The following is a 23,366-nucleotide window of genomic DNA, read 5'->3' on the forward strand; positions in this document are numbered from 1 at the left end:
CGACCCCAGCCCCGCGAAGCAGCGACCCCGCTGCCGCGCACAAACGAAAACGCCGTCACCTTGGTGACGGCGTTGCTTCGTGTTTCATCGGATGATAACGCAAACGCACGGTCCGGCCGGACCGCCGCGCCGCGGTCGCGACCGCGTTACTTCTTCTTGCCCTTGCTTGCAGCGGCCTTCGGCGCTGCCTTGGCCGGCGCCGCCTTCGCGGGAGCAGCCTTCGTCGCGCGAGCCGCCGGCTTCGCGGCGCCGCGCTTCGCGCCGCGCGACTTGCCGCCGACGGACAGGCTCGCGCGCTCGATATGCGCGCCGGAGGTCGACGTCGCGATCCGCTCCGGACCCGGCTCGGCCGGCACCGCGCGGCCGACCGGCACGTGCAGCACGAGCGCCTGGCCCGGCATCGCGAGATCGCGATGCGTGCGGTTCCATGCCTTCAGCTGGCCGACCGACACGCCGTAGCGGCCGGCGATCGCCGCCATCGACTGCTTGCGACGCACGCGGATCAGCATCTTGCGCGTGTCGGGTACGTCGGGCTCCATCGCGAGTACGCCGTTTTCCGCAACGTCCGCGCTGATGTCCTCGTCGTCGTCATCGCCGCGCGGCACGACGATCGTCGAACCCGGCTTCAGGCGCATGCCGGCGGGAATCTTGTTGACCGACATCAGCGTATCGGCGTCGACACCGATCTTCTCGGCGATCGCCGCCGGGCGCGCGCGCTCGCTGACCGTATAGGTGGTCCACGTCGACAACTGGCCGTTGTAAGCCTTCAGGTTCTTCTCGAACGCTGACGCGTTGTCGAACGGCAGCAGGATCTGCGGCTCGGTCGCGCCGAGGATCACCGGCTTCGAGAACGACGGGTTCAGCGAACGGAACTCGTCGGGCGACAGGTTCGCGAGCTTCGCGGCCACCGCCACATCGATGTCGCGCGACGTCGTGACCGTCACGAAATACGGGTGGTTCGGGATCTCCGGCAGCATCAGGCCGAACTGCTGCGGATTCGCGATGATGTTCTTCACCGCCTGCAGCTTCGGCACGTAGTTGCGCGTCTCGTTCGGCATCCGCAGGCTCTGGTAGTCGGTCGGCAGGCCGGCCGCCTGGTTGCGTGCGATCGCACGCTGCACGTTGCCCTCGCCCCAGTTGTACGCGGCCAGCGCCAGATACCAGTCGCCGAACATGTCATGCAGGCGCGACAGGTAGTCGAGCGCGGCGCTCGTCGACGCGAGCACGTCGCGGCGCTCGTCCTGCCACATGTTGCGCTTCAGGTTGTACGTGCGGCCCGTGCCCGGCATGAACTGCCACATGCCTGCCGCCTTCGCGACCGACAGCGCCTGCGGATTGAACGCGGATTCGATGAACGGCAGCAGCGCGAGCTCGGTCGGCATATGGCGCGCCTCGAGCTCTTCGACGATGTGATACAGATACTTCTGCGAGCGCTCGGTCATGCGCTGCACGTAATCGGGACGCTGCGTGTACCAGGTCGTCTGCATGTCGACGAGGTCGCTCTGCAGGTCGGGCATCTGGAAGCCGCGACGGATACGGCCCCAGAGATCGGAATCTGCACTGGTCAGGTCGCCGACGGATTGCTTGTCGACGTCGACAGTTTCTTTGGCGGTGGCTGATTTACGGAGGTAGTTGGACGCTGCCTGCGAATCGGCGGCGTTGTTGGCGACAGGACCCTGGCTCGCACAAGCGGCGAGCAGCAGGACCACCATCGCACTCAATATAAGTCGCATGAAAATCTCGGCTTCCGACGGCTGGAAATTGCTGGCGATACTACGGAAGTGCGTGCTTCACGTCAATAAAAACACCGAAAACTCAGCCAAATCCTACAGTTGGAGCAATTTTTACAGGCTCTGCCTGAGCTTTTTGGAGTCCTCCGGAAATCGTCATCGGAACCGGTTTTTCCACTCGCGCATCAGCCTGAATGCCGCCAGGCGATCCGGCACGGTTTCGTGCAGCTCGGCCTCGAGTGTCGCATGGATGGCCGCGCTGTCCGACCGCATGAACGGGTTGACGGCGCGTTCGTGCGCGATCGTAGTGGGCAGCGTCGGCACGCCGCGCGCGCGCAGCGCCTGCGCTTCGTCGCGCCAGGCGGCGAGCGCCGCATTGCCCGGTTCGCACGCGAGCGCGAAGCGGATGTTCGACAGCGTATATTCGTGTGCGCAATGCACGCGAGTGTCGCCGGGCAGCGCCGCGAGCGCGTCGAGCGACGCCAGCATCTGCGCGGGCGTGCCCTCGAACAGGCGACCGCAGCCGCACGAGAACAGCGTGTCGCCGCAGAACACATGAGGGGTGGCGGCGCCCTGCCCGGCCGCCTGGAAATAGGCGATGTGACCGCGCGTATGCCCCGGCACGTCGAGCACGTCGAACGTGAGCGCCGGTGCGTCGAGCGTCACGCGATCGCCGCCCGCGAGCGGCCGCATGACCACGCCGATCGCCTCGGCCGCCGGGCCGAAGACGACCAGTGGCACATCGTCCGATTGGCCATCGCGCAGCGCGGCGACACCGCCGACATGGTCGGCGTGATGGTGCGTGAGTAAAATAGCGGTCAACCGCCAGCCGCGTTCGGCAAGAACACGGCGTACGGGCGCGGCTTCACCCGGATCGACGGCGATCGCATCGCGGCCGTCCGAGACGAGCCAGATATAGTTGTCTTCGAATGCCGGAACCGGCACGTATTCCAGCTCGTTCATGGGCGCGCAATCATCGTTATGTCCGATCGTCAAATTATAGACTGGCCCGCCTGGACCGACTCGCCGCCCGGCCGCTATGTGCTGGACTGGGAGCAAGCGCAGCTCGACCGGATCGTGTCCGACGTCTTCGGGTTTCACGCGCTGCAGCTCGGCCTGCCGCAGCTCGACGCGCTGCGCGAGAACCGCATGCCGTATCGCGGCCTCGTGCTCGACCCGGCAAGCGGCGCGAGCGCGCCCTACCAGTATCCGTGGGCGCGCGAGGCGCACGCGCCCGAACACGCGCCGGCCGGTCGCAGCACCACGTGGTGCGACCTGCTCGACCTGCCGTTCGAGTCGCAGAGCGTCGACCTGATCGTGATGCCGCACACGCTTGAATTCACGTCCGACCCTCACCGCCTGCTGCGCGAAGCCGAGCGCGTGCTGATGCCGGAAGGCCAGCTCGTGATCACCGGCTTCAATTCGTTGAGCCTGTGGGGCATGCGGCAATCGTTCGGACGCATGGCGAACCGTCCGTTCGTGCCGGCCGCGCGTGACCAGATCGCGTTCATCCGGCTCAAGGACTGGATCAAGCTGCTCGGCTTCGATCTCGAGCGCGGCCGCTTCGGCTGCTACCGGCCGCCGCTCGTCACCGACAAATGGCTTACCCGCTACGGCTTCATGGAAGCCGCCGGCGACCGCTGGTGGCCAATCTTCGGCGCTGTCTACATGGTCACGGCCGTCAAGCGCGTGCGCGGCATGCGCCTCGTCGGCCCGATCAAGATGAAGAAGCCCGTGCTCGCGCCGGGCCTCACGCCGGCGGCCACCCCGACCACCCATCAAGAACACTCATGACCACCGACACCATCGACATCTATACCGACGGCGCCTGCAAGGGCAACCCCGGCCCCGGCGGCTGGGGCGCACTGCTGCGCTACGGCGACCGCGAAAAGGAGCTGTTCGGCGGCGAGCCCGACACGACCAACAACCGCATGGAACTGATGGGCGTGATCGCCGCGCTCGAGGCGCTGAAACGGCCGTGCCGCGTGATCGTCCATACCGACTCGCAATACGTGCAGAAAGGCATCAGCGAGTGGATCCACGGCTGGAAGAAGAAGGGCTGGGTCACCGCGGCGAAAACCCCGGTGAAGAACGCCGACTTGTGGAAGCGCCTCGACGCGCTCGTCGCACAGCACGAGGTCGAGTGGCGCTGGGTGAAGGGCCACGCGGGCCACCCCGAAAACGAACGCGCGGACGCGCTCGCGAATCGCGGTGTCGAATCGCTCGTGGCCTGAACGCAGGCCACCCAACCCTACTGCCTCTCCCGATTTATCCGACATGCGCCAGATCATTCTCGATACCGAAACCACCGGCCTGAATCCCCGCACGGGCGACCGCCTGATCGAAATCGGCTGCGTCGAGCTGCTGAACCGGCGGCTCACCGGCAACAACCTGCACATCTACGTGAACCCCGAGCGCGACAGCGATCCGGGCGCACTGGCCGTGCACGGCCTCACGACCGAATTCCTGAGCGACAAGCCGAAGTTCGCGGAAGTCGTCGACCAGATCCGCGACTTCGTGAAGGACGCCGAGCTGATCATCCACAACGCGCCGTTCGACCTCGGGTTCCTCGACGCCGAATTCGCCCGGCTCGACCTGCCGCCGTTCAGCGAGCATTGCAGCGGCGTGATCGACACGCTCGTGCAGGCCAAGCAGATGTTTCCCGGCAAGCGCAATTCGCTCGACGCGCTGTGCGACCGGTTCGGCATCAGCAACGCGCACCGTACGCTGCACGGCGCACTGCTCGACTCGGAACTGCTCGCCGAAGTCTATCTCGCGATGACGCGCGGCCAGGACAGCCTCGTGATCGACATGCTCGACGATGCAGGCGCCGCCGGTGGCGCCGCGAACGGCCAGCGCGTGTCGCTCGCGTCGCTCGACCTGCCGGTTCTCTCAGCGAGCGACGACGAACTCGCCGCCCACCAGACCCAACTCGACGAACTCGACAAGTCGGTCAAGGGCACCTGCGTGTGGCGCAAGTCCGCCGACGCGGATGCTGGCGAAGCCGCCAAAGCCGCCTGACGCAGCATCTCCCGGCCGGCGCCTGCAGCCGCGCTCACGCGCGCGGCTGCAGCGCGATGATGGCCATCCCGCCGAGCGCGAGCACCGCGCCGGCCACATCCCAGCGGGACAGCGCGATGCCGTCGACCACCCGCAGCCAGATCAGCGCCACCGCGATATACACGCCGCCGTACGCCGCATAGGTGCGCCCCGCCGCGCTCGGATGCAGCGTCAGCAGCCACGCGAACAACGCGAGCGACAGCGCTGCCGGTACCAGCAGCCACACGGGCCGGCCGCCCTTCAGCACGAGCCAAGGCAGGTAGCAGCCGACGATTTCGGCCAGTGCAGTGACGGCGAACAGCGCCGCAATCCTGATCAGTTCGGTCATCCGGTTCCTCGCAGATTCGCCCCACCCGCCCGGTGGGCCGCGCGCCGCCGATCATACCGGAGGCGACCCGGGCGGAACCGCCGCCAGACGGGGGATTCCGGGCAATTTGCACGATCGTCTGCCATCGTGCTATCATGTCGCCTGTTTCAACATTCAATATCTGTCTATTCGATTTCGAAAGGAGTCCGTCCGCGCGTTGCGGACCGGTGCTTCGACCGAAATTGCATCCACAGGAAAGCCCGCCCGACAGGCCCGCTTTTCTCGTTTCGTTGCCCCTCCGGGGCGCTTGCCGGAACGCCGGACACCGTCCGCACCGGCATCTGCCGCTTGCATCACGCGGCCCATTCTTCATGAGCGCACAGTCGCGACGGCCCATCGGGCCCGCGTCGAAGCAGTCCCTTCCGGCCCTTTACCGCCTCATGTGCAGTAAGCGCTTAAATGGCCTGCCCCGACGCGCAGCACGCGACATCGCGCTCGCCGGCAAACCGTGTCGGACGGCCCGCCCGTTCCGGCGCAGTCAAAGGAGTGCATGACCTTGACCGCAACACACGTCAGCCCGACCGCTGCTTCTTCCTCCACGTCGTCCGGCGAGGCCCCACTCGCCGCGGACGACATTACCGTCGTCGACCAGAGCCTGCTCAAGCGCGCCGTCAGCGCGATGGCCATCGGCAATGCGATGGAATGGTTCGACTTCGGTGTCTACAGCTATATCGCCGTCACGCTCGGCAAGGTGTTCTTCCCGTCCAGCAGCCCGTCCGCTCAGTTGCTCGCGACCTTCGGCACGTTCGCGGCCGCGTTCCTCGTGCGTCCGCTCGGCGGCATGGTGTTCGGCCCGCTCGGCGACCGCATCGGCCGCCAGCGCGTGCTCGCCGCCACCATGATTATGATGGCCGTTGGCACCTTCGCGATCGGCCTGATCCCCAGCTACGCGTCGATCGGCATCATGGCGCCGATACTGCTGCTCGTCGCCCGCCTCGTGCAGGGCTTCTCGACCGGCGGTGAATACGGCGGCGCCGCCACCTTCATCGCCGAATTCTCGACCGACAAGCGCCGCGGGTTCATGGGCAGCTTCCTCGAGTTCGGCACGCTGATCGGCTATGTGATGGGTGCGGGTGTCGTCGCGCTGCTGACCGCATCGCTGTCGCAGGAGGCGCTGCTGTCGTGGGGCTGGCGCGTGCCGTTCCTGATCGCCGGCCCGCTCGGCCTGATCGGCCTCTACATCCGGATGAAGCTCGAGGAAACGCCGGCGTTCAAGCGTCAGGCCGAAGAGCGCGAAGCGCAGGACAAGGCCGTGCCGAAGGCGCGCTTCCGCGAAACGCTGATGCGCAACTGGCGTGCGCTGCTGCTCTGCGTCGGTCTCGTGCTGATCTTCAACGTGACCGACTACATGGTGCTGTCGTACCTGCCGAGCTTCATGTCGTCGACGCTGCACTTCGACGAATCGCACAGCCTCGTGCTGGTGCTGATCGTGATGGTGCTGATGATGCCGCTGACGCTCGCCGCCGGCCGCCTGTCGGACAGGATCGGCCGCAAGCCCGTGATGCTGGCCGGCTGCGTCGGCCTGCTCGTGCTGTCGATCCCGTCGATGATGCTGATCCATGCGGGCACCACCGCGTCGGTGTTCGGCGGCCTGCTGATCCTCGGCGTGCTGCTGTCGTGCTTCACCGGTGTGATGCCGTCGGCACTGCCGGCGCTGTTCCCGACCGAGATCCGCTACGGCGCGCTCGCGATCGGCTTCAACGTGTCGGTGTCGCTGTTCGGCGGCACGACGCCGCTCGTCACCGCGTGGCTCGTCGACGTAACTCATAACCTGATGATGCCCGCGTACTACATGATGGGCGCCGCCGTGATCGGCATCGTGTCGGTCGTCGCGCTTGCCGAAACCGCGCGCCAGCCGCTCAAGGGCTCGCCGCCGGCCGTCGCGACGCGCCGCGAGGCGCACCAGCTGGTACGCCAGATGCGCGAGGACGACGATGCGGAGATTTACGGCGTCGTGTCGACTGTACGCGCCTGAGCATCGCCCAAGAAAAAGCCCCGGCAAAAGCCGGGGCCAGATCGAATCCGATCCGCCCGACCGGCTTGCGCCGGCCGGGCTTTTTTTCATCTGTTGGGTGGCTGCGCGATCATGCGTGCGCTTCGCAGTGGCGGCAGAAGATCAGCGCCCGCGAACGCGACACCGCAGCCTGCGCACCGCGCGCCGCGACGATCAGGCCGACCTGGCCGAGATTGAAATCGCGCTCGACCATCAGCTGCGTCAGCGCGGCAAGCGGCAACACGACGGACGGGTGGTACAGACTCGATTCGATCAGCGCTCTCATCATCGGCTCCATCAGGTAATGCTTATTCGATGGAGTGGATTCTAGGGATCGGCCGCAACCGGATAAACAGCGCGAATGCGAAGTCACTTGTCAGTGACGGAGAACAATCGGCCGGGCCTTTGGCGCACGGGGCCGAGCGGGCGGCGGCGGATGGTTCGGGAGCGCCAGACGGAGGGTGCGCGGCGGCGTCTTGCGGACGCCGCACCGGGCGAAAACGGGCGACCGGACGGCCGATAGCGGCCGGGTCGATCCGTGCCGGAAGCCGGCACGAGTCCCGGCGGGACCGCACGCCGGTCGCGTCGCCCGCCGCCCTCGCTCCCGTGCCGACGCGACAGCCGCCGGCTTCAGTCGAGCGGCGTCTCGACAAACGCCGGCAGCGCTTCCGCCCGCGCCGAATGCGCGGCGAGTGCCGGATAACGGGCCGGATCGATCCGTGCGAGCGCCGGGTAATCGGCGGTCATGAATTGCGTGAAGCGCCACGCGACGGCGACGGTCACGTCGGACTGCAGCAGGCGCGCGCCGCCGAGCCAGCCGTTCGCGGCCGCGACGAGCGGCTCGAGCTCGCCATACGCGGCCTCGATCTGGCCCAGCACGCGCTCGAGCCATGGCGCGTGCTGCTTCTCGGCGGGCCGCAGCGCGTGCTCGTACACCACCTGCACGGTCTTCTCCGCCGCTGCCAGCGCGAATCCGACCGGCACGAGCGTGCGCAGCCGCGCGTCGGCGGCGTCGGGCAGCAGGCGCCGCTCGGGCGCGACGCGATGGTCGAGATAGTCGACGATCAGCGACGAATCGATCAGCGTCGCACCGTCGTCGGTCACGAGGGTCGGCGCCTTCACGACCGGGTTGAATGTCTGGAACCGGTCGAACTGACGGAACACCGAGATCGACTCGTGTTCGAACGGCAGGTCGAGCAGCTTCGCCGAAATGGCGGCACGGCGCACGAACGGGGAATCCAGCATGCCGATCAGCTTCATCGCGAACGCTCCGCTTGAGGGAATGGGACCGACGACTGTAGCAGCGCCGTGCGTCGCCGCCTAGGGCCTGTTCGCGTTTCCGACACCCGCTGCGTGGCCAGAGTGACCATAATGCAGATTCACGCCCCCTCCGCCCCAAGGTTCGCCATGTGGTACACCGTCGTCGAGCAGCAGCGGGAATGGATGCGCGCCTGGCGCGCGGCGACGCGCCACGCGTTCGACGCATGGCCCGCCGCGACGCTGGCGCACGCCGCGTCGTCGTGCTACGACGACCTGTTCGAGCCGCTCCTCGGGCCCGCCGCCGGGCCGCCGCGATTCGAGATCCGGCGTCCGGCGATCGACGAGCGGATCGTCGCGCGCACGCCGTTCTGCCAGTTGCGACGCTTCGCGCGCGATGCCGCGCGGCGCACGGTGCTGCTGTGCGCACCGCTCGCCGGACATGCAGCCGTGATGATGCGGGAGACCGTCGAGGCGCTGCTCGCGGACGGCGACGTCTGCGTGACCGACTGGGTCAATGCGCGCGACGTCCCGCTCGCGGCGGGTCGCTTCGGGCTCGACGAATACGTGGCGACGCTCGACGGCTTCGTCGACGCGCTCGCCCGCGACGAGCGACCGCTGCACGTCGTCGCCGTGTGCCAGGCCACCGTTCCCGCGCTCGGCGCACTTGCGCTGCGCGCCGCTCGCGGTCTCGCACCGCCCGCGAGCATCACGCTGATCGGCGGGCCGCTCGACGCGCGCGTCAACCCGACCACGCTCGGCACGACCGCCGCGTCCCGGTCGCTCGCGTGGTGCCGCCGCCACCTGATCGACATTGTGCCGCCCCGCTTCCCCGGCCGCGGCCGGCACGTGTTCCCGACCTATCTTCAGCAAGGCGAGATCGCGCTGCTGTATCCGCAACGCTTTCTGACGCTGATCGAGGACTACGCGCGCGCGGCGTCGCATTTCGACCTGACGGCGCTGGCGGACGCGCGGCGTGCGCTGCGCGAATACACGGCGCTGCTCGACATGCCGGCCGAATACTTCCTGGATACCGTCGATATCGTGTTTCAGCGGATGTGCCTCGCGAACGGCACGTGGGACGTCGGCGGGCAGCGCGTCGAGCCGGCCGCGCTGCGCGGCGTCGCGCTGCTGACGGTCGAAGGCGGATGCGACGCCGTCACGGGCATCGGCCAGACGCATGCAGCGCTGGCCATGTGTCGCGGCCTCAAGGCCGGCGAGCGCCAGCGCCTCGATGTCGACGATTGCGATCATTACGGGTTGTTCACGGGCGCGCGCTGGCACGGCGAAGTCCATCCGGCGCTGCAGCGCGTATTCGTGCAGGCCGAAGCCGCTCGCCCGGGATCGCGCCGGCGCCGTATCAGGCGGACGTGATGTCGTCGTCAGGCGCGCGGGCCGCGTCGAGGAGCGCACGCACCTCGTCGTCCCCGGTCTGGTCGAAACGCGCGTAGAACTGGCTGATTCCGAGGAACGACAGCGGCTGCAACACCGTCACGAACGCGTCGGCCAGATCGTCGAACGCATGCCGGGCACCGCCCGGCGCGACAGGTGCGGCGGCCACGATGCGCGCGGGATGGCGTTCGCGCAGCGCCTGCAGCGCAACGCGCATCGACGCGCCGGTCGCAACGCCATCGTCGACGACGATCGCGATCCGGCCGTCGACCGGCAGCGGTGGCCGGGCGCCGCGATACAGCGCTTCGCGGCGCTGCAGTTCGGCTGTCTCGCGCGCGATCACGTCGGCCAGTTGCGCATCGGTCACGCCCATCGCGCGGATCGCCGAATGCTGCAGGTGGATCGCTCCGCCAGTCGCGATCGCGCCGATCGCGAATTCCGGATCGGACGGCATGCCGAGCTTGCGCACCACCAGCACGTCGAGCGGCGCGCGCAGCGCCTGCGCGACCGGGAATGCGACCGGCACGCCGCCACGCGGCAGCGCGAGCACGACGACGTCGCGACGCCCCGCATAGTCCTGCAGCGCATGCGCAAGCCGGCGCCCCGCGTCGGCGCGATCGGCAAAACATTCGATCACGATGGCTCCCTGCCCGTTGCGCCGGATGCGCGACGCGCGCACCGGCACCCTGTTCAACGAGCATGGTTCATCGGACGCGCCGATGCAAGCGGGGTCATACCGGCGCGCGCGGCATGCGGATTACGGCGGGAAAAGGATGGGTGGCGTTTGCCCGGGCTGGTCCGCCGTCAGGCGCTCAGAGCCCGCCGGCCTGCCGGTACAGCCGCCAGAACGACTGCGCGTACGACTGCGCGAGCTCCGGTGCACGCTGGAACACGTTCACCGTTTCCGCGTGCGCGGGCGCGCCGTCGGACAGCGTCGTCAGCGCGACGCTGTCGTCGACGATCACGAAGCGCGGCGCGGGATCGCCGTGCCGTGAATCGATCGCGACGTCGATGCCGGCCGATTTCAGATAACCCGCGCCGCTGTACTTGCCCGCACGCGGCGAACGCACCAGCACGACCCGCACTTCGATCCCGCGCGAGCGCGCGTCGCGCAGCGCCGCCGCGACCGCGGGCGGCACGTACGCGTAGCCGGCCAGCAGCACGCGGCGCTGCGCCTGTCCGATCAGGTCGACGGTCGCGTCGGCCGCCGCATTGTCATACGAAAAGTACGTGCCGACCGATGCGGCATCGGACGGAATCGGGCTGGCGTGGGCGGTCGCCGCGCAGCAAAGCACGGCGAGGAGGAAGGCGGCTGGTCTCATGGCGGGCGCCATTGTAGCGACGCCAATTCGCGTGGCAAGCGCCTGCTGCGACGCTGCTGCGCCGGCGCAACACCCGGTGCGCAACCACCACCTGGCGGGCCGGTTCCGGAATCGATCTCGCCGGGATTTCCAGGCGTTTCCGGGCCGCTAGCGCACCGCCCGTGAGCCGGGCGCGACGCGCGCGAGCCAGTTCGCGATACCGTCGACCGAACGGAAATCCGCGACGCTGCGTGCCGGCAGTGCCGGATAAGCACCGCCCGCCATCTCCGCCAAGGCTCGGCCCGGGCCGAGCTCGAGAAACGCGGTCGCGCCGGCCTCGACGCACGCGGCCAGGCAGGCCGCCCACTCGACCGGCTCCGCGATCTGCCGCGCGAGCTTGTCCAGCCCCGTGCCGACATCGAGCACCGACGCGCCGTCGATCCCCGAAAACAGCCGCGTACCGGGCAACGGCCGGCGCACGTTCACGCCAGCCAGCGACGCGCGAAACGCGGGCACCGCCGACGCGAGCCGGCGCGTGTGCGACGCGATACGTACGCACACGGGCGCGACGCGCAGCGCACCGTCGCGTGCCGCGTCGTCGGCCACCGCGGCAACGTCGGCCTGCCGCCCCGCCACCACGAATGCGTCGCCCGGGTTGGCGATCGCGATCGCCGCATCGCGACCGTCGCACAGTTGCGTGAGCTGCGCGCGCGTCAGCCCGCGCACGAACGCCATCCGTTCGTCGCCGCCGCTCGCGGCGTCCATTGCGCGCGCGCGCGCGTCGGCCAGATCCAGCGCGTCGTGCGGATCGATCATCCCCGCGACGCTCCACGACGCGACTTCGCCGACGCTGTAACCCGCGACACAGCGCCTGCGCGGCCACACCGCGTCGAGCAACGCGGCTGCCGCGAGCGCCTGCACCGTGCAAAGGATCTGCGCGGCGCGGTTCCCGCGCAGCGCGTCCGGTCGGGCATGCCGCACCCAGTCGCGCGGATCGTCGCCAAGGAGCCGGCCCGCATGCTCGAACAGCGTATCAGCCTGTGGCGCGGCGCCGGTCAACTCGAACATGTCCGCCCGCTGCGCGCCTTGCCCCGAACACAGGATCGCCAGCGTCATCCCCCCTCCTCGGCCGCTTCGAGTGCGTCGACGAACACGCTCATCGCCAGCAGGTCGGCCGCGCCGCCCGGGCTCAGCCGGCGTGCGACGAACGCTCGGTGCGCGGCGGCCGCGCGCAATCGCCAGTCGCGAGCGCGTATGCCGCCGCGGGCGACGAATGCGCGTGCCGTGGCCCGCGCGAAATCGAGGCCGGCCTGCCCACCCCGGTGCAGCAGATTCGTATCGTCGAGCGCGGCGATAAGCGCGAAGCATGCGTCGACGCGCGCGGCCTCCGGATCGTCCGGCACGCGGCGCTGCGCGCGGCGCAGCGCCGGCAATCCGACGCCGTACACGGTCGCGAACCCGTCGGCCGCCTCGCGACGCGCGCCGCCGACGCCGTAGCGGCGGCTCGCGCGCTCGCCGTGACTGTCGGGCAGCCGCGGGCCGCCGAGGATCTCGGTGCCCCACCGCTGCGCGACGAACGCGCCGAGCGTCATCGTGCGGGCCGCCGTGCCGGGCACCGTGCTGCGGCCGGCGGCCGCGCACAGCAACCCGAGCCCGAAAATCGCGCCGCGATGCGTGTTGACGCCGCCGGTCGCCGCGAGCATCGCGTGTTCCGCGCGCAGCCCGATCTTGCGCAGCACGGCCATATCCGCGTCACGCGCGCCGGCGTCGGCGAGTTCCGCGAAGTACGGCCGCAGCACGGCCGCGCTGCGCGCGAACGTCGCGGCGTCCATGTCCGCATGGCTGCCGGTGTCGACGTGACTGACGAGGCCCGGTTTCGGATATGTCTCGATCTCGAGCACGAGGCTGCGCTCGGCGAGTTCGGCGATGCGCTCGGCCTCGGACGGCGCCGCCGCCCGGCGGGCGGCCCATGCACTCATCGCGTGCCTCCCGTGAATGCGTCGGCGGACATCAGTTCGACGGCGATCGCCGTCTTGACCGCGACTTCAGGCAGCCGCGCATGCAATTCGCGCCAGTTCGCGCCCGCGCCGTCGTCGCGCAGCAGTTCGCCGTCGATGTGCATCGGCGCGCGCGCGTCGAGTGCCGCCAGGCCGTCGAGCAGCGCCGCGAGCGATGCGGCGTCCGGCAGCGGGAACACGATGTCGAGATCGGAGGACGCGCTCAGATAGCGCTCGCCCGTCAGCGCCTGCCACGCGAGGCTGCCGAACACGCGACCCTGCACGCCGCAGCGCGCGCCAAGCGCATCCAGCTCGCGCAGCGTCGCGTGCCATGCGTCGGGCGCAGCGGCCAGCACGTCGGCCAGCGTGGGCAGCGGGCCGACCGACTCCACCGCGTCGGCGGCGACGTTCAGTGCGATGCGCCGTTTGCCCGCGGAAGGCGGCAGCGGCAAGCCGAGCGGCACGCGCCGCGCATCGGCCTCGTCGGGCGACGCGCGGCGCACGATCGTCGGCCAGCCGCGCGCGGCCCACGCGTGCACGAGCGGATCGGCCGCCAGCGCGGGATCGCGCGCGCATGCCGCGCGCCACCCGGCCGCCGTCAGCGTGACGAGCGTGTGGCGTCGCAGCGGCGTGTCAGCGTGCGGCACGCGCGAGTGCCTCGACGCGCCGCGCGACGTCGGCCGCGATCGGCCGGCCGCGCGCCGCACGACCATCGGTGCGATCGGCCGGCTTGCCGAGCCATTCGCCGACCTGCCCGTCGAGCGCGCGGGCTGGATCGAGCACGGCGTCGACGGCGCCCATCTTCACGAGATTGTCGAGCCCCGGCGCAAACACCGGCGTCGAGCGTGCCATTGCCTTCAGCACGTCGATCGGCAGCTTCGTCACGCGCGACATCGACGGCAGGTCCATCACCTCGGGCTCGGCACCCGGCACCGCGAGCAGCGTGCGTGTCGCGAGCGCGGTCGCGATGAACGCGCCCGCAGCCGTATGACCGTACAGCAGGCCGATCGTCCGGTGCCCGGCAAGGTCCGCATGCATCAGGCATTTCGCGAGATGCGACAGCCCTTCGTTCAGGCCGAGCAGTTCGTCGCGCTTGCTCATCCGCTGGCTGTCGCTGTCGACGAGCACGAGAATCGGCGTGCCGCCGCCACGCTCGATCGTGTCGAGCACGTGCGATGCGAGCGTGATGGCTTCGTCGATGCCGAACGGCAAGCGATCGGCGACGCCGATCACGTCGACGCACGTGCCGGTCAGTTCAGCGTGGCCCGTCAGCAGGCCGCCGTTTCGCTTGATCGAATGGCCTTCGGGAAACAGCGAATTCAGAACTTCATCGAGCGTCATGCTGCCTCCCGCCGGGCCACCCCAAGGGAGGCAGGCGCCCCCTCGGGGGGCAGCGAACCAAGTGAGCGTGGGGGTCGTGTCATTTCTGCTCCTGCAGTTGATCGGCGAGCTTCGCGAATTCATCGTCGGACATGCCGGGAATCGCTTCCGGCTCGCTCGCGCCGAGCGCGCGCCACACGTCGAGCGCATCCCTGCACGCGCCGAACCGCTCGACGCGCGCTTCCAGCCGCGCCTGCTCCGCACGCAGCATCGCCGCATCGAATGTCGGCGCACGGCCGATCAGGTCGAGCGCGGCCGCGCGAAACGCATCGGGCGTATCGGCCACATAGCGATCCGCGCTGCCGATCAGCCGGCGGTGCTTGCCGCCCATCGTGCGCCAGATCAGCGCGCGGTCCTTCGCGTCGAATTCCTCGACACCGCGGTTGGTCTCGATCACCTCGGGCCCCGACACGCTGATGCGCCCCTGCTCGGACACCGCGCGCGCCGAGCAGCACGCGGCGAGCAGCCCGCCGCCGCCGTAGCAGCCCGCGCGCCCGCCGATCAGCCCGATCACCGGCACGCCCGCCGCGCGCGCCTCGACGAGTGCGCGCATGATCTCGGCGATCGCGAGCTCGCCCGCATTCGCTTCCTGCAGCCGCACGCCGCCGGTGTCGAACAGGATCAGCACCGGCTTGCCGACGTCGCGCGCGGCGCGCAGCAACCCGGTGAGCTTCGCGCCGTGCACTTCGCCGAACGCACCGCCCATGAAGCGGCCCTCCTGCGCGGCGACGAACACCGGCTGGCCGCCGAGCCGGCCATGGCCGACCACCATCCCGTCGTCGAACTGCTGCGGCAGGTCGAACAGCGGCAAGTGCGGGCTCGTCACACGCTCGCCCGGCCCGAGAAATTCCGTGAAGCTGCCCGCGTCGAGCAGCCCGTCGACGCGCTGGCGCGCCGACGCTTCGTACCAGCTCGCGGCGTTCGCGACGAACGCGGGCGCGTCGTGGATCGCGTCGGTCATCATGCGTCCCCCTCGATCGCGCGCACGGCTTGCGCGAGCCGCAGCGACACCATGTCCGGCCGCGCGCCGCCGTCGTTGATCGACAGCTTCAGGCCGCCCGGCGCGCGCCGTTCGACGAAGTCCGACACCACCGCCTGCCACACCGCGCCGAAACCGACCGCGGCGGTGCGGATGTCGATCTCGCATTCGTTGCCCGGCAGCACGCGCTCGACGAGCACCTCGAGATTGCCGGACGCGACCACGCCAACGAGCGCGGTGGCCAGTTCGCCCCGCGCACGCCCGCGCGCGGTGAAGCGATAGTTCAACTGTTCCATGCCCTCTTCCTCACCAGTTGCGGAACCGGGCCGGCGGCGCATACAGGCCGCCCGACCAGTGCACGAGATCCTTGATCGAGCGCGCGGCGAGCCAGCGGCGGTCGGCGTCGAGCGGATCGATGCCGAGATCTTCCGGGCGGCGGATCACGCCGCGCTCGCGCAGGCGCTCGACCATCCTGCGGTCGCGGCCGCGGCCGACTTCCGTATAGCCGGCCACGCCGCGGATCGCATGCTCGCGTTCGTCCTTGTCGCGGCACATCAGCAGGTTCGCGATCCCTTCCTCGGTGACGATGTGCGTGACGTCGTCGCCGTAGACCATGATCGGTGCGAGGTCGAGCTGCAGCTTGTCGGCGAGCTTCAGCGCATCGAGCTTCTCGACGAACATCGGCACGTTCTTGTCGCCGAAGGTCTCGCCGATCTGCACGACCAGCTTGCGGCCGCGCCTGAGCGCCGCCGGCGTGTCCGGGTCGGCTTCCGCGCCGGCCTTCAGCCACGGCTCGCTCGGGTGGCGCCGGCCGCGCGCGTCGCTGCCCATGTTCGGCGCGCCGCCGAAACCGGCGATCCGCTCGGCGGTCACCGTCGACGAATGGCCGGACAGGTCGATCTGCAGCGTCGAGCCGATGAACATGTCGCACGCGTAAAGGCCGGCGGTCTGGCAGAACGCACGGTTCGAGCGCAGCGAGCCGTCCGGGCCCGTGAACCACACGTCGGAGCGCGCGCGGATGTAGTCGTCCATCCCGACTTCGGAGCCGAAGCAGTGGATCTGCTCGACCCAGCCCGATTCGATCGCGGGAATCAGCGTCGGGTGCGGATTGAGCGCCCAGTGCGTGCAGACCTTGCCCTTCAGCCCGAGCTTCGCGCCGTAGGTCGGCAGCAGCAGCTCGATCGCGGCCGTGTTGAAGCCGATCCCGTGATTCAGGCGCTTGATCCCGTACGGTTCGTAGATGCCCTTGATCGCGAGCATCGCGGTCAGGATCTGTGTCTCGGTGATCGCGGCCGGGTCGCGCGTGAACAGCGGCTCGACGTAGAACGGCCGGCCAGCCTCGACGACGAAATGCACGCGGTCGCCCGGGATGTCGACGCGCGGCACCTTGTCGACGATCCGGTCGACCTGCGCGATCACGATGCCGTCCTTGAACGCGGTGGCCTCGACGACGGTCGGCGTGTCTTCCGTGTTCGGGCCGGTATAGAGATTGCCGTCGGCGTCGGCGCTGACCGCCGCGATCAGCGCGACATGCGGCGTGAGGTCGATGAAGTAGCGCGCGAACAGTTCGAGATACGTGTGCACCGCGCCAAGCGCGATCTTGCCGCCGAACAGCAGCTTCGCGATCCGCTGCGACTGCGGGCCCGAATACGCGAAGTCGAGCCGCTTCGCGATGCCGCGCTCGAACACGTCGAGATGCTCGGGCAGCACGACGCCCGACTGCACCATGTGCAGGTCGTGGATCTTCGCGCTGTCGACGTCGGCGAGCGCCGTCGCAAGCAGGTCGGCCTGCTTCTGGTTGTCGCCTTCGAGGCACACGCGATCGCCGGGCCGCAGCACTGCTTCGAGCAACGCGACGGTGTCGCGCGCATCGACCCGCTTGCCCTGCGCGAAGGCTGCGCCGGCCGCGAGGCGTGCATCGCGCGCCTGCCGCGCGTGATTCCATCCCGTCATGAACAGTTCTCCCGCTTCGATGGTTCAGCGGCATTCTAAGCCTGGCGCCGCCGCCGATTGATGATGTTGACGAATGCGACTCAGAGGACGCCGCAATGGATGCGGCCCGCGCGCGACGGGCCATGCGCGGTCACGCGCCGACCAGCGCGCGCGTCGTGAAGAACAGCACCGACGGCCCGAGCAGGCAGCCGACGCCGGTATGGAACGTCGCGACCAGCGCGCCATACGGCACGAGCCGGCGGTCGGTCGCGGCAAGCCCCGCACTCACGCCGCTCACGGTGCCGGCCAGGCCGCCGAAGATCATCGCGGAGCGCGGCGTCTTCAGGCCCATGAAGCTGGCCGCGACCGGCGTGCCGACCATCACGATGATCGCTTTCACGAGCCCGGTCGCGATGCTGAGCGCGATCACGTCGGAGCTCGCACCGATCGCCGCGCCCGTGACGGGCCCGACGATGTAGGTGACGGCGCCCGCGCCGATCGTCGTCATGCTGACCGCGTCGGTATAGCCGAACGCGCGCGCGATGCACGCGCCGACGATGAACGGCAGCACGGTGCCGAGCAGCAGCGACACGACGCCGACGAGGCCGGCCTTGCGCGCCTCGGCCGGCTGCACTTCGAACGCGGTCGCGACGATCGCGAAATCGCGCAGCATCGCGCCGCCCATCAAGCCGATACCGGCGAACAGCTTGACGTCGGCCAGCCCCTTCTCGCCACCGGTGAATGCGCCACCGACATAGGCGAGCACGAGGCCGATCACGATCGCGATCGCGGAGCCGTGCACGCGGCCGAACGTGAGCTTGCGCGACGCGATCGACGACAGCCACATGATCAGGCCGACCAGCGCGAACGATGCGACGAGCCCGTTGTGGGCGACGGTTTTTTCGAGCATCTGCAACATGGTGGCCTCCGTCACTGTTCTTCGAATTGCGGCACGCCCGCGAAGGCCGTGTCGTCGCGCCCGGTGCGCACGAGTACCGCGATGCAGCATGCGCAGATCGCGACCGCGCCAATGGCGGCCAGCAGCGCGACGGGGCCGCCCTTGAGCGCGGCGACGACGTTCTGGTTCGCGGCCATCGCGACGACCACCGGGATGTACATCGCGCCCCAGAAACCGACGCCGGCCTCGGTCTCCTTCGGCAGCCAGCCACGGCGATGCAGCCACAGGCGCAGGCAGATCAGCAGCAGCATCGCGATGCCGACGCCGCCGACGTTGGTTTTCACGCCGATCGCGGTGCCAAGCAGGTCGCCGAGGAACAGTCCGGCCAGGTGGCAGAACGCCAGCAGCGCGGTTCCGTAGATGATCATGAGTCGTCTCCAGTCTCTTCGTGACGGGCGCCGAACGCGTGCGGGAGTCAGGCCCGCACGCCGATCCCGGGCGGACTGTCTGTCTCCTGCGGCGGTGCGCCGCGGCCCGGCGGCTCGTCGTGCGAGCGCGTTCTCGGGCGGTCGATGGGATGATGCGGTTTCGGGCCGGACGCCGGATGGCTTAGACTGACCGATACAGCCGGCGACCCGACACGGGCTACGCGTCTGGTGGCCCCCGGTCGCAGAGGCCGCACCGGCGCGTGATCCGATACTAGCGCCGCATAATCCGGCCATTTATGAAGTTGTCGAAACCGATTCAGTGGATTTAGCAATGCGCCCGTTACCGCCCGAGCTGCTGCGCAGCTTCGTTGCCGTCGCCCAGTCCGGCAGCTTCACCGCCGCGTCCGAGCGCGTGAGCCTGTCGCAGTCGACCGTCAGCCAGCACATCCGCCGCCTCGAGGAGCTGCTCGACCGGCCGCTGTTCGAGCGCGACACGCGCAACGTGCACCTGTCGCAGCACGGCGACGCGCTGTTCCGCTACGCGGTGCGCATCCTCGAACTGATGGACGAAGCCGTCACGTCGGTGTGCGGGCCGCCGCTGTCGGGCAAGGTGCGGCTCGCGATGTCGGAGGATTTCGCGTCCGCGCACCTGACGGCCGCGCTCGCGAGCTTCGTGCAGCGCAATCCGGACGTCGAGCTTGCGATCTCGACGGGGCTGTCGGGCGACCTGTTCGACGCGCTCGACGAAGGCCGGCACGATCTGGTGTTCGCGAAACGCATCGCCGGCAGCCGGCGCGGCCGCGTGATCCGCAGCGAGCCGCTGTACTGGTGCACCGGCCCCGATTCGCGGATCACCGGCCACGAGGCCGTGCTGCCGCTCGCGATGCATCCGGAGCCGAGCGTGTCGCGCCGCCGCGTGCTCGAGTCGCTCGAGGCGGTCGGCCGCCCGTACCGGATCGCCGTCGTGAGCAGCAGCATCGCGGTGCTGCGCGCGGCCGCGAGCGCGGGGCTCGGCGTCAGCGCCTTCGCCGGCTACGTGATTCCGGCCGGGCTCGCGCGGCTCGACGCAGGGCTGCCCGAACTCGGCGAACTCGAATACGTGATCGACCGCCCGGCGGCCGCGTCGCGCTCGACGCTCGCGCTCGAAGCCACGCTGATCACGGCGGCGGCCGAGCTGTAGCGGCACCGCGCGCCCGGACGCACCCGGGCGCGTCCGTCGCACCTGACAGCGTTGCCCGGAACGCGTCATCGTCCGCGCAGCACCCGCTCGCGACAATGGGCTCCCATCGGAACGCATCGCACCTCGCCGCGCGCCTCCGGTATCCCGTCCCGTTGATCGGAGCCCACCATGAAGAACGTCCTGCGATTCGCCGTCGCGACCGCTGCAGCCGCCCTGCTGTCCCCCGCCTTTGCCCAAACCGATGCGTCGGCCCCCACACCGGGGCTGACCCGCGCGGAAGTCATCGACCAGCTCAAGCAGGCCTATCTCGACGGCGAACTGCCGACGAACGACGGCAACTACCCGCCGAACGCGGCGACGCGCGCGCGCAATCGCGAACTCGTGCAGGCCGCGAGCCCCGCCTGGCTGGCCCAGACGCCGCCAGCCCGCCAGGCGATGTCGCAGCAATAGCCGGCGCAGCCGCGCCGGCGCGCCCGGATCAGGGCAGGAAGCTGCGGCGCCGCGCGTCGATCAGCTCGACGAGCAACCGGTCGCGCTCGGCCGCCAGTTCCTGCATCGAATGGTCACCCTGGATCGCGCGCAGTTCATCGTTCAACTTGCGATCGACGGCCGGATCGAACGACGGCGTGCCGAGGTCGTCCCACCAGCTCGTGATCGGCCCCGACAGGTGTTCGAGAAAGTGCGCGATCCCGCCCGCCCCGCCGCCGAGGTGATAGGTCAGGCACTGCCCCATCAGTCCCCAGCGCAAGCCCGGGCCCCAAGCGACGGCCTTGTCCGCATCGGCGACGCTCACGACGCCTTCGCCGACGAGGTGATACACCTCGCGGAACAGCGCGGCCGCGAGGCGGTTCGCGACGTGGCCGGTCATCTCCTTGTTGAGCACGATCGTCTGCTTGCCGAGCGCGTCGTAGAAATCCTTCACGCGCGCGATCACGCTCGAGTCGGTCGCGTCGCCGCCGACCAGCTCGACGAGCGGGATCAGGTGCGGCGGATTGAACGGGTGCGCGATCAGGCAGCGTTCCGGATGCTTCGCGCACGCGGTCTGGATATCGGACATCTTCAGGCCCGACGAGCTCGACGCGATCGGCACGTGCGCGGGCAGCACGTCGTCCATCTGCCGGTACAGCGCACGCTTCAGGTCGAGCCGCTCGGGGCCGTTCTCCTGCACGAAGTCGACACCGTCCAGTGCACGCCCGAGATCGGCATCGAACGACAGCCGCGCGGCAAGTTCGGCGGCGCGCTCGCCGAGAAACGCAGCCAGCGCGTCGCGCAGCCGCACGTCGGCCTGCGGCGCCGGGTCGGTCGCGACGACGTCGAAACCCTGCGTCAGATAGAAAGCCGTCCAGCTCGCGCCGATCACGCCGGTGCCGACGATCGCGATACGTTGAATGTCCATGTGCGTCCCGTCTCCGTGGTCAGTTGATGCGCGGGGATTGTCGCATCGATTCGCGGCGTCGCGCTGCGGCGATGCAACGTGCGATTTCCCTCTTGAAATACGTTTCGACGGCCTCTAATTACGCGGTGCCGGGCAGTGCCGATATCGCGCACCGCCCCGTTTCAATCCCGCGGAAAACCGCGCGGCACCTTGTCGTCAGCGCCCGTCGCGTATTCCGCGGTTCACGTGCAGGAGGACCATCATGAGCGATCTCTATTTCGGCAACGACCTGTTCGACGAATTCGCCCGCGTCCAGCGCCAGATGGCGGGCCTGTTCGGCAGGCTTCCGACCGGCATCCGCGAGGGCCGGCCGAGCGCGTTCCCCGCGCTGAACATCGGCGCCACCGACGACACGATCGAAATCGTCGCGTTCGCGCCCGGCATGGCCGCGGCGGACTTCGACGTATCGATCGACAAGGATCTGCTGACGATCAGCGGCGAGCGCAAGCCCGTGCCGCAGCAAGCCGGCGACGACGTGCGCACGTATGCGCAGGAGCGCTTTCACGGCAAGTTCCGCCGCGTGGTCGAGCTGCCGCAGAACGCCGATCCCGACAACGTCAGCGCCCGATACCAAAACGGCTGCCTGCTGATTCGCGTCGGGCGTCGCGAAGAATCGAAGCCGCGCGCCATCACCGTCCAGTAACCTCGGAATCATCTTCAGGAGAACGACATGAATACGAGCCAGACCCTGACCGAACGCCAGCCCGGCACCCCGTCCGCTGCCGCTACCGCGACCGCCGCCGAGGACGCATCTCGTCGGCCCGCGATCGTGCCGGCCGTCGACATCGTCGAAGATTCGCAGTGCGTCACGCTGCGCGCCGACCTGCCCGGCGTGCCGCGGGAAAACCTCGACGTGAAGGTGCACGACAGTACGCTGACGATCGAAGCCGAAGCACGCATCGACACGCCGGCCGAGTTGCGCGTGCGGCATGCGGAAGTTCGCGCGCCGCGCTTCGTGCGCACGTTCGCGCTGAGTGCGGACCTCGACACGTCGAGGATCGACGCGAACCTGCGCGACGGCGTGCTCACGCTGACGATTCCGCGTCGCGAAGAAGCCCGCCCGCGCCGTATCGACGTGAAAGCCGGCGACGCATGAGCGTCGCGCTCCGGCACTGCCCGAGGCCGTACCGACGATGAACAAGCCCCGCCAGGCAACGCCTGTGCGGGGCTTGTTTCACGACGCGCGGCATGCGGCGGCTGCCGGCGGCTTCAATCGAAATCGAACAGGTCGAACACCGACTTCTTGCGACGCCGGCCGTCGTGCCGGTAACGCTCGTCGTGCGAGCGTCCGTCGCGCCCCCAGCCATCGTCGCGACCGCGCTGCGCGGGCGCATCGGACGGCGCCGGCGCGGCGTCGCGACGTGCCGGCGCGTCATCGGTTTCGCGGGCGATCAGCTTGTCGAGTTCGCCGCGATCGAGCCACACGCCGCGGCAGGTGGGACAGTAGTCGATCTCGATCGACTGGCGCTCGGCCATCAGCAGGTCGGGCGTCTTGCAGACAGGGCATTTCATCGCGTCTCTCCTTTCCGGGCGAATGTCGCCCGGATTCCGTATGACGCGCGCGAGCCGGCCATAGCCGGCGTCACGCGCGGTGGCTCAGTGACCTTGCGTGCGTGCCGCGCGCTTCGCCTTCGCACGCCGCGCCAGCATGTTCATGCCTTCGACGAAGGCCGAGAACGCCATCGCCGCGTAGATGTAACCCTTCGGCACGTGCGAACCGAACCCTTCGGCGATCAGCGTCATGCCGATCACGACCAGGAACGACAGCGCGAGCATCACGATGGTCGGGTTGCGGTCGATGAAGCGTGCGAGCGGCTGCGCGGCGAACAGCATCACGCTCACCGCGACGATCACCGCGACGAACATGATCGGCACGTGTTCGGTCATGCCGATCGCGGTCACGATGCTGTCGATCGAGAACACGATGTCGAGCATCACGATCTGGCCGATCGCGGCCCACATCGTCAGGCCGGCCGCGCCGCCGGCACCGCCCGCGCCTTCACCGTCGTGCGACACGTGGTGATGGATCTCGGTGGT

At 69.2% G+C, this 23,366-nt stretch carries 28 protein-coding genes; 9 read left to right on the forward strand and 19 right to left on the reverse strand.

The genetic code is table 11. From position 1 onward, the window contains the following. Positions 1-146: 146 nt before the first annotated feature. Positions 147-1,733 carry a transglycosylase SLT domain-containing protein gene (locus DIE11_RS20475; protein WP_124626671.1) on the reverse strand — a complete coding sequence of 529 codons (1,587 nt, stop codon included), beginning with the start codon at positions 1,731-1,733 and terminating at the stop codon, positions 147-149. 153 nt (positions 1,734-1,886) lie between these two features. Beyond that, positions 1,887-2,693 (reverse strand): hydroxyacylglutathione hydrolase, encoded by an 807-nt coding sequence (gene gloB / locus DIE11_RS20480; RefSeq protein WP_124626673.1) that lies wholly within the window; start codon positions 2,691-2,693, stop codon positions 1,887-1,889. 18 nt (positions 2,694-2,711) lie between these two features. On the opposite strand from gloB, the gene DIE11_RS20485 reads away from it, so the two are divergent. Genes DIE11_RS20485 through dnaQ form a run of 3 tightly spaced genes read left to right on the forward strand, consistent with a single transcriptional unit; the run spans position 2,712 to position 4,751 of the window. Next, positions 2,712-3,524 (forward strand): class I SAM-dependent methyltransferase, encoded by an 813-nt coding sequence (locus DIE11_RS20485; protein WP_124626675.1) that lies wholly within the window; start codon positions 2,712-2,714, stop codon positions 3,522-3,524. Further along, the gene (rnhA, locus tag DIE11_RS20490; protein WP_059523484.1) at positions 3,521-3,964 is read left to right on the forward strand and encodes a ribonuclease HI; all 444 of its coding nucleotides are present in this window, start codon (positions 3,521-3,523) and stop codon (positions 3,962-3,964) included. Before DIE11_RS20485 ends, rnhA begins: the two co-directional genes overlap by 4 nt. 43 nt (positions 3,965-4,007) lie before the next feature. Continuing rightward, positions 4,008-4,751, forward strand: coding sequence for a DNA polymerase III subunit epsilon (gene dnaQ / locus DIE11_RS20495; RefSeq protein ID WP_124626677.1), 744 nt, complete (start codon positions 4,008-4,010; stop codon positions 4,749-4,751). A 34-nt stretch (positions 4,752-4,785) separates the two neighbouring features. On the opposite strand, the gene DIE11_RS20500 is transcribed toward dnaQ, so the two are convergent. After that, complete coding sequence (locus tag DIE11_RS20500) at positions 4,786-5,118, reverse strand: YnfA family protein (RefSeq protein WP_059523489.1); 333 nt, start codon at positions 5,116-5,118, stop codon at positions 4,786-4,788. A gap of 529 nt (positions 5,119-5,647) precedes the next feature. Here DIE11_RS20500 and proP point away from each other — a divergent pair. Next, positions 5,648-7,132: a glycine betaine/L-proline transporter ProP gene (gene proP, locus DIE11_RS20510; RefSeq protein WP_124626679.1), complete on the forward strand. Its 1,485-nt coding sequence runs from the start codon at positions 5,648-5,650 to the stop codon at positions 7,130-7,132. A 109-nt stretch (positions 7,133-7,241) separates the two neighbouring features. Here the strand turns inward: proP and DIE11_RS20515 are convergent, their stop codons facing one another. Beyond that, a complete protein-coding gene (locus tag DIE11_RS20515) occupies positions 7,242-7,439 on the reverse strand; it encodes a hypothetical protein (protein ID WP_044844954.1) in 198 nt (65 codons plus the stop codon). Positions 7,440-7,780: 341 nt separating this feature from the next. After that, positions 7,781-8,410: a glutathione S-transferase gene (locus DIE11_RS20520; protein ID WP_059603565.1), complete on the reverse strand. Its 630-nt coding sequence runs from the start codon at positions 8,408-8,410 to the stop codon at positions 7,781-7,783. A 147-nt stretch (positions 8,411-8,557) separates the two neighbouring features. Between DIE11_RS20520 and phaZ the strand changes: the two genes are divergently transcribed. Then, positions 8,558-9,781 carry a polyhydroxyalkanoate depolymerase gene (phaZ, locus tag DIE11_RS20525; protein WP_124626681.1) on the forward strand — a complete coding sequence of 408 codons (1,224 nt, stop codon included), beginning with the start codon at positions 8,558-8,560 and terminating at the stop codon, positions 9,779-9,781. Here phaZ and DIE11_RS20530 read toward each other — a convergent pair. The 11 genes from DIE11_RS20530 to madL all read right to left on the reverse strand — a co-directional run bounded on the left by DIE11_RS20530 (position 9,768) and on the right by madL (position 18,714). Then, positions 9,768-10,436 carry a phosphoribosyltransferase gene (locus DIE11_RS20530; RefSeq protein WP_124626713.1) on the reverse strand — a complete coding sequence of 223 codons (669 nt, stop codon included), beginning with the start codon at positions 10,434-10,436 and terminating at the stop codon, positions 9,768-9,770. The genes phaZ and DIE11_RS20530 overlap by 14 nt on opposite strands. A gap of 175 nt (positions 10,437-10,611) precedes the next feature. Next, on the reverse strand, positions 10,612-11,133 hold the full coding sequence (locus tag DIE11_RS20535) for a phospholipase D-like domain-containing protein (RefSeq protein ID WP_124626683.1): 522 nt from the start codon (positions 11,131-11,133) through the stop codon (positions 10,612-10,614). Positions 11,134-11,268: 135 nt separating this feature from the next. After that, positions 11,269-12,216, reverse strand: a complete 948-nt coding sequence (mdcH, locus tag DIE11_RS20540) for a malonate decarboxylase subunit epsilon (protein WP_124626685.1) — start codon at positions 12,214-12,216, stop codon at positions 11,269-11,271. Beyond that, positions 12,213-13,079, reverse strand: a complete 867-nt coding sequence (gene mdcB / locus DIE11_RS20545) for a triphosphoribosyl-dephospho-CoA synthase MdcB (protein ID WP_124626688.1) — start codon at positions 13,077-13,079, stop codon at positions 12,213-12,215. The genes mdcH and mdcB overlap by 4 nt, the downstream gene beginning before the upstream one ends. Continuing rightward, entirely contained in the window at positions 13,076-13,744 is a 669-nt protein-coding gene (gene mdcG, locus DIE11_RS20550) for a malonate decarboxylase holo-[acyl-carrier-protein] synthase (protein WP_124626689.1), read from the reverse strand. The genes mdcB and mdcG overlap by 4 nt, the downstream gene beginning before the upstream one ends. Beyond that, a complete protein-coding gene (gene mdcE, locus DIE11_RS20555) occupies positions 13,731-14,438 on the reverse strand; it encodes a biotin-independent malonate decarboxylase subunit gamma (RefSeq protein ID WP_124626691.1) in 708 nt (235 codons plus the stop codon). Before mdcE ends, mdcG begins: the two co-directional genes overlap by 14 nt. A gap of 79 nt (positions 14,439-14,517) precedes the next feature. Next, positions 14,518-15,441: a biotin-independent malonate decarboxylase subunit beta gene (locus DIE11_RS20560; RefSeq protein ID WP_124626693.1), complete on the reverse strand. Its 924-nt coding sequence runs from the start codon at positions 15,439-15,441 to the stop codon at positions 14,518-14,520. Further along, complete coding sequence (gene mdcC, locus DIE11_RS20565) at positions 15,438-15,752, reverse strand: malonate decarboxylase acyl carrier protein (protein ID WP_059603544.1); 315 nt, start codon at positions 15,750-15,752, stop codon at positions 15,438-15,440. Before mdcC ends, DIE11_RS20560 begins: the two co-directional genes overlap by 4 nt. Before the next feature lie 10 nt (positions 15,753-15,762). Beyond that, a complete protein-coding gene (gene mdcA / locus DIE11_RS20570) occupies positions 15,763-17,409 on the reverse strand; it encodes a malonate decarboxylase subunit alpha (protein ID WP_059603540.1) in 1,647 nt (548 codons plus the stop codon). A gap of 130 nt (positions 17,410-17,539) precedes the next feature. Further along, on the reverse strand, positions 17,540-18,307 hold the full coding sequence (gene madM, locus DIE11_RS20575; protein WP_124626695.1) for a malonate transporter subunit MadM: 768 nt from the start codon (positions 18,305-18,307) through the stop codon (positions 17,540-17,542). 11 nt (positions 18,308-18,318) lie between these two features. Next, positions 18,319-18,714, reverse strand: a complete 396-nt coding sequence (gene madL / locus DIE11_RS20580) for a malonate transporter subunit MadL (RefSeq protein ID WP_124626698.1) — start codon at positions 18,712-18,714, stop codon at positions 18,319-18,321. Between the two features lie 331 nt (positions 18,715-19,045). Between madL and DIE11_RS20585 the strand changes: the two genes are divergently transcribed. Then, positions 19,046-19,894, forward strand: a complete 849-nt coding sequence (locus tag DIE11_RS20585; RefSeq protein ID WP_114176641.1) for a LysR substrate-binding domain-containing protein — start codon at positions 19,046-19,048, stop codon at positions 19,892-19,894. A gap of 168 nt (positions 19,895-20,062) precedes the next feature. After that, positions 20,063-20,344: a DUF4148 domain-containing protein gene (locus DIE11_RS20590; protein WP_124626700.1), complete on the forward strand. Its 282-nt coding sequence runs from the start codon at positions 20,063-20,065 to the stop codon at positions 20,342-20,344. Positions 20,345-20,372: 28 nt separating this feature from the next. Here DIE11_RS20590 and DIE11_RS20595 read toward each other — a convergent pair whose 3' ends face one another. Next, the gene (locus DIE11_RS20595) at positions 20,373-21,290 is read right to left on the reverse strand and encodes a 3-hydroxyacyl-CoA dehydrogenase NAD-binding domain-containing protein (protein ID WP_124626701.1); all 918 of its coding nucleotides are present in this window, start codon (positions 21,288-21,290) and stop codon (positions 20,373-20,375) included. A gap of 241 nt (positions 21,291-21,531) precedes the next feature. Here DIE11_RS20595 and DIE11_RS20600 point away from each other — a divergent pair, with 241 nt between their 5' ends. Together DIE11_RS20600 and DIE11_RS20605 are read left to right on the forward strand one after the other, a co-directional pair. Next, positions 21,532-21,972, forward strand: coding sequence for an Hsp20/alpha crystallin family protein (locus DIE11_RS20600; protein ID WP_059603525.1), 441 nt, complete (start codon positions 21,532-21,534; stop codon positions 21,970-21,972). Positions 21,973-21,999: 27 nt separating this feature from the next. Next, positions 22,000-22,425 (forward strand): Hsp20/alpha crystallin family protein, encoded by a 426-nt coding sequence (locus DIE11_RS20605; protein WP_124626703.1) that lies wholly within the window; start codon positions 22,000-22,002, stop codon positions 22,423-22,425. Positions 22,426-22,538: 113 nt separating this feature from the next. Here DIE11_RS20605 and DIE11_RS20610 read toward each other — a convergent pair whose 3' ends face one another. Continuing rightward, positions 22,539-22,841 (reverse strand): zf-TFIIB domain-containing protein, encoded by a 303-nt coding sequence (locus tag DIE11_RS20610; RefSeq protein WP_124626705.1) that lies wholly within the window; start codon positions 22,839-22,841, stop codon positions 22,539-22,541. A gap of 84 nt (positions 22,842-22,925) precedes the next feature. Then, positions 22,926-23,366: TerC family protein (locus DIE11_RS20615; RefSeq protein WP_148093054.1), on the reverse strand; the 441-nt coding region annotated here is incomplete at its 5' end.

It is taken from the genome of Burkholderia sp. Bp9012, from assembly GCF_003853825.1.
Classification (GTDB): Bacteria; Pseudomonadota; Gammaproteobacteria; order Burkholderiales; family Burkholderiaceae; genus Burkholderia; species Burkholderia diffusa.